Here is a 14,036-nt window from a genome sequence, read left to right on the forward strand (position 1 = left end):
TCAGATGAAAGTGGCAGTTGCGCTATTCGGGCACATAGGCGATGGAAACATTCATGCCAACATGTTCGTCGATTTCAGCGACGCCGACGAGAGCGGCAGGGTCGAAAAATTTCACACCGAAATCGCAAGACTGGCGCTTTCGCACGGAGGAAGCGTGTCCGCCGAGCACGGAATTGGCGTGGAGAAGAGAGAACTGCTCAAGATGGAGTATGAGCACAGATCGTCCATGGCTACGCTGGAAGTCATGAAGGGACTGAAAGCGGTAATGGATCCCAAGGGCATACTCAATCCGGGAAAGGTGTTCCTTTGAGCAGTGTCGTGGACAGGCTTTCAGAAGAGTCGGGCAAATGCATCGGCTGCGGTTTCTGCGAATCCGTTTGTCCGACTCAGCCGGCATCAGGCTATTCCGAGTCACGCGGTGCAAGAGGGCGCGTCCTGCTTTCGAGAGAACTGCTGACAAGAGTCAGGGAAGGACGTGACTTCTCCGCGATGTCCGACTCATTCTATTCCTGTCTGGACTGCTATGCTTGCTTCGAAGTATGCCCTGCGGGCGTAAACGCAGGTGTTGTGTCTCATTATGCAAAGCAGCTTCTTGCGCCGGTTTCCGCACCAGGGGCCGCCAGACTGATCGAGAGTATTGTTATGCGTTACGGATCGCTCGTTCCTGCAGGCAGAGGCATGTGCAGGTGGGCAAAGGGCTTGAATATTCCAAGAGGCGGAGAGACGATTCTCTACACAGGCCAGATGTATCAGACAATGGCTTACAGCAGCCGTCTCGCCAAATTACTTCAAATGCACATCGGCGGGTCGGACTTTGCTGCGGTGCTCGCGGCGCGCTTTCCATCGCTGTCTCGCGCGGCCCTGCTGTTCAAGGACAGAAAACTTGCTGCCGAGATGAACAGTCATCTGAGGGATATTGCCGCTCTGCTGAAGCTCAGCGGCGCCGAATTCGGCTATCTGTATGAGGAGGAGATGTATCCAGGAACGCTGCTCAATGATTTTGGCTTTGCCGAATCGTTCGCAAAATACGCCTTACGTCTTTCCGATTCTTTCAGAAGGAGCGGAGCGAAGAGGATAATAACAGTCGATCCGCACACTTACGACCTTCTGAAGAATGTCATTCCATCCGTAATTTCAGGTTTTGATTTCGAAGTCCTGCACTATCTGGACATGATAGGTGGCGTCAAACTGAAAAATACGGGCAGGAAGATTGTTTTTCATGAACCGTGTCACCTTTCACGCAGATTTCCCTCATTCCCCGCTCCAAACGATCTTGTCGGCCGGGCCTGCGATGTATCGCTGCCCTCGAAAAGCGGCAGGAGAACGCACTGCTGCGGAGGGCCCGATGAACTGCTGTTTCCGGAAACAGCAAGAGCAGTCTCCACGAAACGGTCCGGGCAGCTTGCAGAGACGGGAGCGGAGATCGTGGTCACCGCATGTCCGGTGTGCCGGGTAAATATCAGGACGGAGGGCAGGATCACCGATATTGCAGCCATACTGCACGAATCGGCGTCGGCAGCCCGGATGACAGCTCCATGATCCCGAGCTTCTTTCGTCATGCTTATTTATATGTAGAAAATTTAAGCGCTGGAGATTCAGACGATGACTGATGAGGCGTCGATTTCAGAAGCGGCGGAAAATTACAGGCTCGTGAATGCAGGCGGTAATCACTACGACATCGGCAGAAAGATGACAGACGCATTCACGCCGGCAGTTCTCGAACGGCTTTCACGCCCTCCGGACAGCACGCTGCTGGAGAATGCACTTAAATCGGTGGATACGACTTTCGGTGTTCATCCCGTGCTCAAAGATGAGCTGCAGGGCATTGCCGAAGGGATATCGATCGAATTCGAGTCTATGCTGTGCGAAACATCAGACACCTTTGCCGCACCATCCACTACCCTAACCATCATTTCAAAGCCAGGCGGAACTCTTACTGCGGGAAGAAATTACGGCGCTTCGCCCTCATCCACGGTCAGGAATCTGCTCCGTCTGGATCCGAACGACTCTTATGCCTCGCTGGGACGAATGGGCGGCTACTTTGCCGGGACGTCCGAGAGTATCGGTGTATACGGTGTCTTTGCCTGCGCCGACATCCTTGATAAAAATGACAAACCAGTTCCTGGAACAGCAGCATACATGGTGCCGAGAATGCTGACAGAATCGTCAAAGGATCTTTCCAGTGCGATGGAAAAGCTGAAAACAATAACGCCGATGCACAAGTCTTCCTACGTTGTTGCAGACGCGTCTACTGCATTCTATGCTGTGTCGGACGGTTCCTCGTTCAGCATAGAACAGGTTTCCGAGTTCCCGTTTGCGCTGAAAAATGGAAGGAAAATCAAAATTGGCGCACCATTGAACGACGCCGAATCAGTCAAGAAATATCTGTCTGATCACAGCAACGGTGCATGCGTGCACACCTCCGGGGCGGAAACGATTTATTCGTTCTTTCTCGACATCGCGTCTGAAAAGGTTGAGTATACCGGTGGCAGTCCGTGCAAATCCCCTTATGCTGCAATAGACTGGCCTGGAGGATACGGATAAGTCGAAGTCGTCTGTCCACCGCATTTAACTGCGGTATGCGGTCATTGAAGTGTCAGCTCTGCTTCAGGTATTCCGCTATTCTTGTCATCTGCTTCGTTATTACCGCTTCATCAGCGCCGTTTCCAATTACACTTACCACGACCGCTTTCCTTCCGGCATTGAGGATGAGCATCTTTCCGTCTGTGCTCTCCACCGTCACCTTTTCCGGCACTCCGCGCTTGAGTTCCAGGTTTGCAGTAACTGCCGCCCCCATGAGCGTGGCGCACATTATCGCGAATGTTTCCACGTAACCGCCTGCGTCGAGATCGGCAGCTATTACGAGACCATCCCTGCTGATTACGGCGGAAGATCTGGCTCCGTCTTTCTTCAATTCATCAAGCATACCCCGAAGTTCATCAGGCAATTTATTCATCCTCCAGCTTCTTCATGGTAAAGACGCAATTATTCGAGCCAAGACTCTCACACTCTGCTTCCTCGCAGAAGAAGCGGTTGTGCTGCGATGCTTCATAAAGTCTCTTGAAAACACCCCGGAGCCTGTGACAGGTTGGCTGACTGGAATCTCCCACTTCTATCGAGCCTTTTACAACAATCCTGTTCTGATCGAAGGTAACGTCCTCGGCCCAGCCTCTGGCCACCAGAAGTTTCGTGGCCGTCTTCAGCAGATCTCCTTCCTCATCCTTTGCGATTTTCACTATTTCGCTGCCGGTGAGTATGCCCTCTCTGAAGAACAGTCCATGCGAAGCGCTCGCCATCACTCCTTCATAGAGTGTCCGTATGTTTCCAATCTCGGTCTGAGATATTTTTACGAATTTCATGACCCATCCGATTCAATTTGATTGAGTTTATAAATCTTTTCTGCTGAGTTCAGAGTTGCACATCCTGTTTTACTGTCGTCAATGATGGAAATCGATGCAATCATTCGAAGCATTTAGATACTGTCATGCGGTTTTTTGTTGCATGTCCGCCACAGCGGAGAGAATCGTCTCCCTGCTTCCAAGTGCAACAGAGATGCTCTATGCTATCGGCGCAGGCGACCGCATCGTCGGCGTAACGCATGAATGCGATTTTCCTGAGGAAGCAAAGAAAAAACCGGTGGTCATACGAAGTGCGATTGACATGTCGTCCATGACCTCATCGGGAATCGATGCGGCCGTGAGCAGCAGGCTGAGAGCGGGTCTTGACCTGTACGTCATTGACACAAATCTGCTTTCAGAGCTTCAGCCAGATCTCATAATCGGCCAGGGACTGTGCGAAGTCTGTGCAGCATCAGGAAAGCTCATAGAGCGCGCTATCGCCTCCCTTCCACGAACTCCCAGGCTGATGGATTTGAGCCCCCGTTCTGTGGACGATATTCTTGGCAATCTTATTGACCTTGGCGCCGTCACCGGAAGAGAGCATGCGGCATCAGTGATAGTTTCATCGCTGCGTTCAAGGCTGTCGGCCGTTAAGAGGAAAACGACTCAACTCGGCCTGTCACGACGCGTTTTCTTCATGGAATGGACCGATCCGGTTTACTGCGCAGGTCACTGGATTCCCGGCATGATCGAAACTGCGGGCGGCGTGGACAGGCTGGGAAGAAAGGAGATGCCTTCCGTGCGTATACCATGGGACAGTGTGCTGGAATGGAATCCCGAAGTGATCATAGTCTCCTCCTGCGGAATGAGCCTCTCAGACATGGTTCAGGAAGCTGACAAGCTCACACGATTCCCTTCCTGGAACGAGCTTACTGCGGTCAGGAATGGACAGGTCTACGCAGTTGATGCAAGCTCCTATTTCGCCCGTCCGGGTCCAAGAGTTGTCGTGGGAGTCAAGTTGCTGGCTCATCTCCTGCATCCCGGACAGTTCACATGGAGTGGACCTCCCGGAGCATTCCGCAGTCTTTCAATCCTGGATGCAATCGTCTGATTTGCGGACCCTGACGCACTTCGGTGCATTAAATTAATGGGTAGTCATTTACCCGGTACGATTGTATGCTGAGCGATGAAGAAGGCCGTATGGCTGTCAGGTATGCGAGGGAAGTCGTAGACAGCACTGTGAGCACCGGGAGCTACAGATCCCCGCATATGAAACTCACACAGGCGTTTTCAGCCAAAACGGGTGCTTTCGTCACGCTGACAACGCACCCGGAAGGAAGGCTGCGGGGATGCATAGGCTATTCAGATCCCGTCTTTGAGCTGAAGCTGGCACTGCTCAATGCGGCGGCGGAGGCTGCCGTGGGTGACCCGCGTTTCGAACCCGTAACTGCATCGGAGCTTCCTCAGCTGATTGTTGAAGTGAGTGTCCTCACCACCCCGGAGCATCTTGCCGTGAAGACGCCGTGGGAACTTCCGGGGAAAATAAATGTGGGGAGGGACGGCCTCATCGTCGAACGCGGCAGGTTCAGGGGACTGCTCCTTCCGCAGGTGGCCGTGGAAGAGGGCTGGTCCAGCGAGGAGTTCCTGTGCCAGACATGCTGGAAAGCCGAATTGCCGGAAAATTCATGGAAGGAAGCGAATACAAAGGTGTTCAGGTTCGAGGCCGAAGTGTTCCATGAATTGGAGCCTCATGGAGACATTGAAAGAAAACATCTCTGAGTCGCATGCCCGGCCGGCACCGTGGGCAACATTTTCTGCTTTCATTATTTATATCTGTGAATTATTGTCTTTACAAATCCGGGAGGGATGCTGATGCCTGTCGCGGAACTTGCAATTGACGGCACGTTTTACATTGACGGAATGCTCGTAAAGACCTCTGTGGGGATAAACAGGGGCAAGATAGCAGGCATAAGGAAGAACATCGAGGCAGGGGAGAGAAAGGTGTTTGACAACGCAATCATACTGCCCGGAGCGGTTGACCTGCACGTGCATTTCAGGGAGCCGGGACTCACTCATAAGGAGGATATTTCGACTGGCAGCATGGCTGCGGCCTTTGGCGGCGTAACGTGCGTCGGCGATATGCCAAACACCATACCTCCGACGACCACGCCGGAAAGAGTCGTAAAGAAGACAGATATGTTCAGGGAGAAGTCATACGTTGATTTCGCGATTTATGCCGGTCTCGTCAAAGGTGTGCGGGTAAAAGAGCTTGCCAGGAAGGCAGCAGGCTTTAAGCTGTTCATGGGCAGCTCCACGGGCGATCTGCTGTGTGAAGACCCCGATTTGCAGCGAAGCCTGATAGAGGCTGCGGCTGCAACAAAGAAGCCGGTGCTGGTGCATGCGGAGGACGAATCGCTCCGTAACAAGATTGCAGAGAACAATCTGCGCGATCATTACCGTTCCAGACCGCCGGAGTGTGAAATGGAAGCTGTGGCGAAGCTCGTGGACATAGCGAAGGGCCAGCATGCTCCCAGAATTCACGTAATGCATGCGACGCTCAAGGAAGTCGTGGAACGGAAGCATCCACCGAATCTGACATTTGAAGCCACACCGCATCACCTTCTGCTGGACTGCGACATGCATCTTGGTTCCAAGGGAAAGGTCAATCCTCCATTGAGGAGAAGGGATGAGCGACTGGCGCTCCAGAGGACACTGTTTTCCGGACTCATAGATACGATTGGGTCCGATCACGCGCCTCACACCATAGAGGAGAAGGAGGATGATTTTGATTACGCTCCCTCCGGGCTGCCCGGCGTGGAAACAATGCTGCCGCTGATGCTTAATATGGTGGCATCGGGAGAACTTCGCCTTGAGATGCTGATGAAGATGATGTGCGAAAAACCGGCAGAGATACTGGGAGTCAGCAAGGGCAGAATCTTGGAGGGCTATGACGCCGATCTGCTGGTCGTAAACATGAAGAGACAGTCCATAATCAAATCCGAAGCGATGCACTCAAAATGCAAGTGGACGCCATTCGAAGGATTCAACGGCATTTTTCCGCAAACTGTTTATCTGAGGGGCGAGGAACTGGTGAGCGGTGGTACCATTCAGGGAAAGCCTTCGGGAAAGAAAGTGGCGATGTGACTGATGGAAATAGATGCTGCAGAACTCAGGGGAAAGGCGTTTCGCTGTATCGACGGCTGTGGTCTGTGCTGTCTCTGCCAGCCGGAGCTTCTTCACAATGAGATACAATATTTTCTCTCCACAGACCAGCTGCGGAAATCCGTTACGAGAAGCTCTATAGACAGTTCAAAGAGGGCAATTGCCATGCTCCCGTCTGGCGGGCCATGCACGCTGCTCAGGGACAGAAAGTGCACCGTGTACGGCAATAGACCGCATTTCTGCAGGTCCTTTCCCGTTCATACGCATCTCATGTGGAGAATACAGCTGACTGCGGACATGTCATGCCGGGGGGTCTGGCGCCCATGGCAGGGGAGCGTGCCGGACGGATATGAGGATCTTGAATCATATGGTCTGAAGGAGCTGCACACTTACAGTGCGGAAAAGCTGGAGAATGAGTTGAGGGAAGCTGCCGAAGTGTACCGATTATTCGCGGACAACGCCACAGAGACCGGCATCTGGACTGATCACGCTGCGCTTCGTTCGAGCGCAGATGAGCTGATACGGCAAGGCTATTTTTCCTCGATTTCAGGTATCGGCAGGATACTCGCTGCTGCGGAAGACAGCCGTGACAAGGGCGTTGAATTCATGTCTGCGCTGAGAACTGCGGAAATGGAGAGGGGCAGGGCAACCGCCTCGGCAGTTATGGAGGAACTGCTCGACGAGATACTGAGCATAGACAGGATACAGGAAATGCCTGTGTTTGTTGACGGCGCCCTGTCGTGGCATCTGTTCAGGCAGGGAAAAAGGAAACCGGACAGCGTCACGAAGTTGCGTCTTGGCGATAAGGGCGGCGTCACGGAAGAAGAGGAATTCGATCTGAATTTCAGGGATTTGGCTGTGAGCCAGGAAGGCGAAACGTCAATGGGTGAATTTGCCTCTCTCACAAACAGAAGGGACGTCTTCCTCGGCTTCGTCTATTACCTCATCGACGATGCTGACTACGATGCCGACGTGTACACAACTTACATGGAGAATCTTGCAGTCACACAGCTGGATCTCATCATCCGTTCTGCGCTGGCTCACCCGGCGAACGCGGGCAAACTGCGGGCTGACGACATCGCGGACGGCGTGGTCTTCATTGACATGGACATACACGACGCTCCGACAATAGGCTCAGTCATCTGACGCTCAGATGACAATTGTGTTCACTGTAACACGGATTCTATTATCGCATTGTTCAGTCATCATAGCCTGTCACAGGAGGATCTTTGCCCATTTGCCAGAACATGCAGTTGATTTCACCTCTGTGCTGCAGCTCTTCCTCTACGAGATGAAGCAACATATCCCGTATTGTCAATGTGATCGTCCTGGTGCCACGGTGAAACGTGAATTTTTCGTCAAGCATGTCAGGTGAAACGCGGTCCAGGAAACTCATGACTGTTTTGTCTGTTTCACTTTCCTTCTCCCTGATTGCCTGCATAGAAGTGTATGCATCTGCTTCGGGCCTCTTAAAATCTGCCAGGCGATCATTGAACGCATAGGCAATCCACCAGTCGTAGGCCCCCAGCACGTGCAGGAATACACCGTTCAGAAGTCATAGCGTTGTATGACATCCGTTTGAAGCACCGACCGTAGGCTGGTGCAGGGCCGGGGTCTTGCCCCAGAACCGTATCAGGAGGTTCTTCGCGGCATTTACATCCGCGTTGCCGGCGTAGCCACACTTCCGGCAGCAGAAACCCTCCCCGTTCCGGTTCCCCTTCTCGATGTGGCCGCATTCATGGCACCGCTGACTGGTGTATGCCGGTGGAACCCGCTCGAATCGAACACTGTTCGTCTGGCAGGCCATTTCCAGCCGGTTAAGCCAGTTACGGTATGTCCACGCACCGAGACTACGTCGCATATTTTTAGACACGCGACGCTGTGTCTTCCTTCCATGAGAAAGGAGCGTAAGATCCTCAGTCACTATGACTGAGGGACCGGTGGACAGGACTTCCTTCGCCACCTCCGCCATCCGTTGTTTGATGGCACGGCGGGCAGTCTTCTGCCCGTTCGAACCGTGTTTGCATCTCTTGATACGTTCAACCATCGGCCTGATGTCGGTCCCCAGGAGCGTCCCGTCCGAGAGAGCAGCGAGCGTGTTGATGCCCGTATCCACTCCCAGCTCAGGACCAACAGTACGGGATTCCCCCACATCCACCTCGAATGCCATCTGCACAGAGTCCTCGGTGATGATGTAGGACTCCAATCGGCGCGCTCCCGGGTCCTGAGCATAGCGGTGATAGTGCCTGTGGAACAGCACGGGGAGATTCAGCCGAATCTCCCGCCCGACGCTGGCGATGTGGAGCCACGCATCGAATTCAGAACCTGCCTTCGCCGGAGAGAGCGAGGCAATGGTCGAAGAGACATACATCCGCTTGCCCTTATGGACGGGTTTGACAGCATCCTTGCCGTCCCGCTCTCTCGAGGCACGGATCATGTCAATTGCCTCTCTCGCCGCCACCTTGCGAAGACGGGCCGAGAGCCATGTGCCGGGAACGGCAATGACTTCCTTGAGGAGTTCCTTCTTCGGTGGTGGAGGGCCATGCCCCCACCAGAGATTGATGAAATGATTCACCACCCGTCCATACTCCGCCAGGACAGTGGCGAGTGTCTCCCGTTTGATCTGCGTGGCTTCGGAGAGGGAACACCTGGTGGAGCGTATGACCATCATTCGTCACCCACCAGTCTTTCCAGGGCCCTCCATAACGGTCTGTTCGACTCCAGTTTCGCAATCAGTTCGAGTTTGTCCGGTCGTTCATATTGCTTCAAGTCCTCAATGAGAGATTGAACGGACAAGGTTTCTCCGTCCTTGAGCGCATACAGATAATTGTCTGCGGAGAAGTAATCACGCAGGAGTTTTGCCAGGGCCCGGTTGTCCTTCAATAATTTTTTTGCGCTCCCTTTCTCGCCTTCCAAACGGTTACGGTTTTTGAAATACCAATACGCTTTGTTGAGTTTCTCCATGGAGCGGTATCCATAACCCTGGGCGGTTCCATCGAATCCGTCACCGGTTTCCGCAAAGTAGCGCGTCTCGTTTCCGACAACTCTTGTAGTGACCTTCATGCCCGTGCTGCCTCCAGCGCTCTCCTGGCTCTGTTTCCGGCAGACTTGCGTTCGTAGAGTCGTGCACAGAAGAAGGTGAGAACTTCCGTCATGTCCCTCACGAGCTCATCCCGAACTTCACCCTGTTCTATCACAACGCGCCTCCTGCCTGAAGTGTCAAATGAAGCTTCGATATACTCTGCACCAAATCTCGCAAGACGATCACGATGCTCCACGACGATGCCTCCGATCTCGGGATCACGGAGGATGGCGAGCAACTTGGAACGACACTGTCCACTTTTGCTTGAAAATATTGACTCGAAGGCTTCCGCTCAGCATCTTTGTAATGTCTCACAGACTCGTCAGCCTCCCGCTCCTGCCCGGGTCACTGGCAGACATCCTGGTTCGGCCGCTATCATAAGTCACGGTCATGTGTGGCGCTGCATGGGCATCGCCACGGAGCCGATAGCGCGCCATCCTCATGGCATCATTCCAGTCATACAGACTATTTAAACGGCGACAGGGAGAGGTCGCCGAAACACGTTATTTCCACACAACACTGACTGTGTCCGCTGCATAGCAATGAGGGCAATGTCCGCAACTGATGACGAAAGTTATGACTGCAGCGGGCAGCGTTCACAGAAATCATGAAGCAGCGGGAATATCAGAGAAAAATTGACAAGGTCCTTGAAACGTTGATCGTCAAGTCCTGAACCGACTTTCTCGACAACCTTCCCGACCTTGCAACCCTTCTCGGTGGCGCAGGTGACAAGTCGCGCAGTCTGCCGTGCGAGGTCTGCCTTCTGGTCACGTGAAGAGACTCTCGCATACAGGGCAACAGAGGGCGAGGGGGGAGCCAGGGGCAGCACAAGGATAGTTCCTGTGGGCAATCGTGTCGCAGGAACCGGAAGAATCCCTGCCTTGTACCATCTCCAGGCGGTTTCGTAACGCACACCTGCCTGTCGTGCCCACTCGGATAATTTCATCGATACACACCGCCTCTCTGTCTATAAAACGCTATCCTACCTTCAACTGCTCAGAACCCTTGATGGAATAGAATGATGATTCCCTGTTCTTCTCGATTTCAGCCCAGTCAGTCTGCTCCATTGCATCAAGATATTTCTTTCGAACTCTGCTGTTGTATCTGAACAGCCTGAGGATTATTTCCTTCTCATTCATGACTTCAAGTTAACTGCGCCACGAATTTAAGCATAATTGCTTTATTGTGCGAACGAAGACGCTCAATCGCCGAACATGGCTTCAGAATTGTGGCCGAGCTTTTGGCTAAAACACGCATAGCTTCGCAAAAGTTACAAAAGTTTAATAAACAGTCTCAAAATGTAACAACCATGACAAATGCCTTGAAGCCCCTGGCGACGCTGGCCCAGGCCATGGAATCTCAGGTGATGGTTGAGCTCAAAGGAAACAGGGGTTACAGGGGCGTACTCGACGGCTACGACCCGCATATGAACCTTGTGCTGAAGAACGCGGAGGAGCTCGTGAACAACGAAGTTGTCCGCAAGCTTGAAATCACAATTGTCCGCGGAGACAATGTTATTTATATTTCTCCCTGAAATCGGTGTCTATCATGAGTAAGGGAACACCCTCACAGGGTAAACACAGCAAGGGCAAGTCGCACATCATATGCAGGCGATGCGGCAAACATGCATACAACGTCAAAGGTTTCTGTGCCTCCTGCGGTTACGGCAAGAGCGCAAAAGTGAGATCCTATTCCTGGGCCAAACCCCATTAGGGATGATGTTCAGATGAATTCCGACAAAGCCGGACACAAATGCGGCGTTGTCGGCATGATCTCGAGAAACGACGTCGCGCCGCTGCTGTATGCAAGCCTCCGGATTATGCAGCACAGGGGGCAGAACAGCGCAGGCATAGCCGTGAGCTCTTCGGCCGAGACAATAAAGGCAGTGCGCGCTCTTGGCCTTGCCCATGAAGTGTTCAACGGCGAAAATCTCTCTTCCCTTTCCGGCAATGCAGGAATAGGACATGTCCGTTATCCCACGACCGGCGACGACATGATCGAAAATGTGCAGCCGCTCGTTCTGAGCTCGGCCGTCGGAGACGTCGCACTCGGTCATAACGGCGATCTTGTAAATTCGTCGGATTTGAGGGAAAAGCTGGAGAATGAAGGATGGGCCTTCTTCTCGACAACAGACACTGAACTCGTGATACGGCTTGTTGTCAACGAGCTCAAGGACATGGACGATCCCGTGAAAGCAATCAGGAATGCCCTGAGACTGGTTGAAGGCGGCTACGCATTTACACTAATGATAGGCAACAAGGTTTTCGGCATCAGGGATCCTCTGGGCATCAGACCGCTGGCCCTCGGAAAGATACCGGGTGGGTATGCTGTTGCGAGCGAAAGCGTCGTTTTCGACATGCTGGAAGGAGAACTCATCAGAGACGTTCTGCCGGGCGAGATTGTAGAGCTCAACGCCGAAGAGTATGCGTCATATCCTGCACCCGCCTCGGGAGAGCGTGCAAACTGCATGTTTGAGTACGTCTACTTTGCAAGGCCGGACAGCGTTATGGACGGCAGGTCTGTATTCGAAGTCAGGGTGAACATCGGCAGGGTTCTTGCCCGGGAGAAGGCTGTGGATGCCGACGTCATAATCCCGGTCCCGGATTCGGGGAGGACCCATGCCATCGGCTTTTCAGAAGCTTCCGGTATACCGATGTCCGAGGGTCTGATGAAGAACAGATTCATAGAACGAACGTTCATAATGTCCAGTCAGAACCAGAGGGAAAACAGCGTTTCGTTGAAACTCAATCCGCTGAAGTCGGTGATAAACGGAAAGCGGGTTGTGATTGTCGATGACAGCATGGTGCGCGGCACAACACTGAGGCGCATAGTTCAGATGGTAAGGCGCGCCGGAGCAAAAGAGGTGCACGTGAGGGTTGGATGTCCAATGATCATGTCTCCGTGCTACTACGGCATCGATATGAAGACAAGAGATCAGTTCATCGCCATAGGAAAAAGTGAGGCTGATATAGCAAGGGAACTGACTGCCGACAGTGTAGGCTACCTGAGCATAGAAGGACTCATAAGCGCGATAGGTGCCAGGAGTCAGGAACTGTGCCTGGGCTGCGTGACCGGTGAATATCCGACGAAGGTGCCCGGAGAAAGAATGCGGTTCCAGCGCAGCATCGAGAGTTTTCAGGAAGCCCCCCGCATCACAGGCGGGAGCAGGCAGTAGGATATACATGGCGCTTGGTGCACTCACTGAAAATCTATTGTGATGCTGTAGCTTATGCCTGACGGGAAACCCGCGCTTATGCTCAGGTTCCAGTTCATGAAACCGAGAATCTGCTTGGCATTTTTCATGATATCTGCGAGCTGCTGAATTAGCCATTCCGCGAGTCTGCGTACTGCCATGCCCATGCTGTCTCTGTGTCTCATCGCACTGGATGCTATTTCACTCAGGTGTCTGCACAGCACCGAAAGCGAGGCCAGAATCTTTGACTTTGCGCGGGAGGTAAACTGCGCCTGTTCCTCCTGCGCTGCTGCAGTGAATGTGGGAGGGGTAAGCAACGCATGTACGTTTTTCAGTTCATCTGTTACACTGTCGACGGTTTCCAACAGCCGCCGGTGCCTGAGAAAACTAAAGAAGCCGTATCTGTGTCTGAGCTCAGAAAGTTCGCTCAGGATGGCATCCAGTTCTACATCATGCAAGTCGCTGCCGGAAGTCTTGTTCATGTCCGTCTCACCGTCAAACAGTTGTATAACGGGCAATCACCTAAATGTTGCCGCCGCACCTTGTTCAAAAGAGCGCAGAGCGACTTGTTGCTTCAATGAATTCCAGCGAGTCAAACAAACACACAACGTTCCACTGACTTGCTTTAGAAGTGTTTTCCTATTCACGCTGATGTACGCGCTCCGTTACACATTACCTGTCTTGTGAGCGGTGATTACTGTATTCGCGGTTTACTGCATCATCTGAGTTTAACCCGAACTCTCTTGCCTAGATACACATCACAAACACTCCCAGCTTCACTTGAGCTATGGCTATCATGCCACGATACGCAACAGCGTTAAATGTTGCAAAACGGTTATAATGCAGTACCATATGGTATCGCTGCCTGATTTGGTATAGATGGGCCGGTAGATCAGTTGGAAGATCGCTACCTTGGCATGGTAGAGGCCACGGGTTCAAATCCCGCCCGGTCCATTGAAATATTTCAACGAATACCTATTAATATGCCCTCAGCCATACTGTTTTCGATGCTATGCCGGCCGAATCGAAGTATGCGATCCTCCTCGAGGATGACAGGGTCAGACGGTGGTACGAAGAACTGAGGGCCAGGTCGGTCATTACTGCCGGTGTTTACCTCAGGGGACTCGGATACTATTGTGAGCACAACCACACATCGCCTTCCGTTATCCTCGAGGGTGCGGTCGATGCAAGAACATTCAAGGACACATTCAGGGATTTCGTCAGGAAGCTGGAGAAAGAAGGCAAGGCGGGAAGCTACATT

At 52.8% G+C, this 14,036-nt stretch carries 20 protein-coding genes and 1 tRNA gene; 12 read left to right on the forward strand and 9 right to left on the reverse strand.

Annotated elements, in window-relative coordinates; all coding sequences use genetic code 11:
* The 3 genes from KIS30_08635 to KIS30_08645 all read left to right on the forward strand — a co-directional run.
* Positions 1-310: dehydrogenase (locus KIS30_08635; protein MBX8646806.1), on the forward strand; the 310-nt coding region annotated here is incomplete at its 5' end.
* Positions 307-1,539 (forward strand): (Fe-S)-binding protein, encoded by a 1,233-nt coding sequence (locus KIS30_08640; protein ID MBX8646807.1) that lies wholly within the window; start codon positions 307-309, stop codon positions 1,537-1,539. The genes KIS30_08635 and KIS30_08640, both read left to right, overlap by 4 nt.
* A 63-nt stretch (positions 1,540-1,602) precedes the next feature.
* The gene (locus tag KIS30_08645) at positions 1,603-2,544 is read left to right on the forward strand and encodes a hypothetical protein (protein ID MBX8646808.1); all 942 of its coding nucleotides are present in this window, start codon (positions 1,603-1,605) and stop codon (positions 2,542-2,544) included.
* A 52-nt stretch (positions 2,545-2,596) separates the two neighbouring features.
* On the opposite strand, the gene KIS30_08650 is transcribed toward KIS30_08645, so the two are convergent.
* Together KIS30_08650 and KIS30_08655 are read right to left on the reverse strand one after the other, a co-directional pair.
* Entirely contained in the window at positions 2,597-2,947 is a 351-nt protein-coding gene (locus KIS30_08650) for a roadblock/LC7 domain-containing protein (GenBank protein ID MBX8646809.1), read from the reverse strand.
* Position 2,948: 1 nt separating this feature from the next.
* Positions 2,949-3,359, reverse strand: a complete 411-nt coding sequence (locus KIS30_08655) for a hypothetical protein (protein ID MBX8646810.1) — start codon at positions 3,357-3,359, stop codon at positions 2,949-2,951.
* Positions 3,360-3,501: 142 nt separating this feature from the next.
* Between KIS30_08655 and KIS30_08660 the strand changes: the two genes are divergently transcribed.
* The 4 genes from KIS30_08660 (at position 3,502) to KIS30_08675 (ending at position 7,646) form a co-directional block, all read left to right on the forward strand.
* Positions 3,502-4,449, forward strand: coding sequence for a cobalamin-binding protein (locus KIS30_08660; GenBank protein ID MBX8646811.1), 948 nt, complete (start codon positions 3,502-3,504; stop codon positions 4,447-4,449).
* Positions 4,450-4,514: 65 nt separating this feature from the next.
* Complete coding sequence (locus tag KIS30_08665; GenBank protein ID MBX8646812.1) at positions 4,515-5,117, forward strand: TIGR00296 family protein; 603 nt, start codon at positions 4,515-4,517, stop codon at positions 5,115-5,117.
* Between the two features lie 93 nt (positions 5,118-5,210).
* A complete protein-coding gene (gene pyrC / locus KIS30_08670; GenBank protein ID MBX8646813.1) occupies positions 5,211-6,482 on the forward strand; it encodes a dihydroorotase in 1,272 nt (423 codons plus the stop codon).
* 3 nt (positions 6,483-6,485) lie between these two features.
* Positions 6,486-7,646, forward strand: coding sequence for a YkgJ family cysteine cluster protein (locus KIS30_08675; GenBank protein ID MBX8646814.1), 1,161 nt, complete (start codon positions 6,486-6,488; stop codon positions 7,644-7,646).
* 52 nt (positions 7,647-7,698) lie between these two features.
* Here KIS30_08675 and KIS30_08680 read toward each other — a convergent pair whose 3' ends face one another.
* The 6 genes from KIS30_08680 to KIS30_08705 form a co-directional block, all read right to left on the reverse strand.
* Positions 7,699-8,031: a DinB family protein gene (locus KIS30_08680; GenBank protein MBX8646815.1), complete on the reverse strand. Its 333-nt coding sequence runs from the start codon at positions 8,029-8,031 to the stop codon at positions 7,699-7,701.
* A 24-nt stretch (positions 8,032-8,055) separates the two neighbouring features.
* Positions 8,056-9,171 (reverse strand): transposase, encoded by a 1,116-nt coding sequence (locus tag KIS30_08685; protein ID MBX8646816.1) that lies wholly within the window; start codon positions 9,169-9,171, stop codon positions 8,056-8,058.
* Positions 9,168-9,563, reverse strand: coding sequence for a hypothetical protein (locus tag KIS30_08690; protein MBX8646817.1), 396 nt, complete (start codon positions 9,561-9,563; stop codon positions 9,168-9,170). The genes KIS30_08685 and KIS30_08690 overlap by 4 nt, the downstream gene beginning before the upstream one ends.
* Entirely contained in the window at positions 9,560-9,820 is a 261-nt protein-coding gene (locus tag KIS30_08695) for a hypothetical protein (GenBank protein ID MBX8646818.1), read from the reverse strand. Before KIS30_08695 ends, KIS30_08690 begins: the two co-directional genes overlap by 4 nt.
* A gap of 336 nt (positions 9,821-10,156) precedes the next feature.
* Positions 10,157-10,528 (reverse strand): recombinase family protein, encoded by a 372-nt coding sequence (locus tag KIS30_08700; protein ID MBX8646819.1) that lies wholly within the window; start codon positions 10,526-10,528, stop codon positions 10,157-10,159.
* Between the two features lie 31 nt (positions 10,529-10,559).
* A complete protein-coding gene (locus tag KIS30_08705; GenBank protein MBX8646820.1) occupies positions 10,560-10,721 on the reverse strand; it encodes a hypothetical protein in 162 nt (53 codons plus the stop codon).
* 170 nt (positions 10,722-10,891) lie between these two features.
* Here KIS30_08705 and KIS30_08710 point away from each other — a divergent pair, with 170 nt between their 5' ends.
* Genes KIS30_08710 through purF form a run of 3 tightly spaced genes read left to right on the forward strand, consistent with a single transcriptional unit; the run spans position 10,892 to position 12,757 of the window.
* The gene (locus tag KIS30_08710) at positions 10,892-11,116 is read left to right on the forward strand and encodes a small nuclear ribonucleoprotein (GenBank protein ID MBX8646821.1); all 225 of its coding nucleotides are present in this window, start codon (positions 10,892-10,894) and stop codon (positions 11,114-11,116) included.
* A 14-nt stretch (positions 11,117-11,130) separates the two neighbouring features.
* Positions 11,131-11,295: a 50S ribosomal protein L37e gene (locus KIS30_08715; GenBank protein ID MBX8646822.1), complete on the forward strand. Its 165-nt coding sequence runs from the start codon at positions 11,131-11,133 to the stop codon at positions 11,293-11,295.
* A 13-nt stretch (positions 11,296-11,308) separates the two neighbouring features.
* Entirely contained in the window at positions 11,309-12,757 is a 1,449-nt protein-coding gene (purF, locus tag KIS30_08720; GenBank protein ID MBX8646823.1) for an amidophosphoribosyltransferase, read from the forward strand.
* 23 nt (positions 12,758-12,780) lie between these two features.
* Here purF and KIS30_08725 read toward each other — a convergent pair whose 3' ends face one another.
* Positions 12,781-13,257: a hypothetical protein gene (locus KIS30_08725; GenBank protein ID MBX8646824.1), complete on the reverse strand. Its 477-nt coding sequence runs from the start codon at positions 13,255-13,257 to the stop codon at positions 12,781-12,783.
* A gap of 399 nt (positions 13,258-13,656) precedes the next feature.
* Here KIS30_08725 and KIS30_08730 point away from each other — a divergent pair.
* Both KIS30_08730 and KIS30_08735 read left to right on the forward strand, forming a co-directional pair.
* Positions 13,657-13,729: transfer RNA gene (locus tag KIS30_08730), tRNA-Ala, on the forward strand.
* A gap of 58 nt (positions 13,730-13,787) precedes the next feature.
* A partial coding sequence (locus KIS30_08735) for a site-specific integrase (protein MBX8646825.1) occupies positions 13,788-14,036 on the forward strand: 249 nt, incomplete at its 3' end.

It is taken from the genome of Candidatus Sysuiplasma acidicola (genome assembly GCA_019721035.1).
In the GTDB taxonomy this organism is placed as follows: domain Archaea; phylum Thermoplasmatota; class Thermoplasmata; order Sysuiplasmatales; family Sysuiplasmataceae; genus Sysuiplasma; species Sysuiplasma acidicola.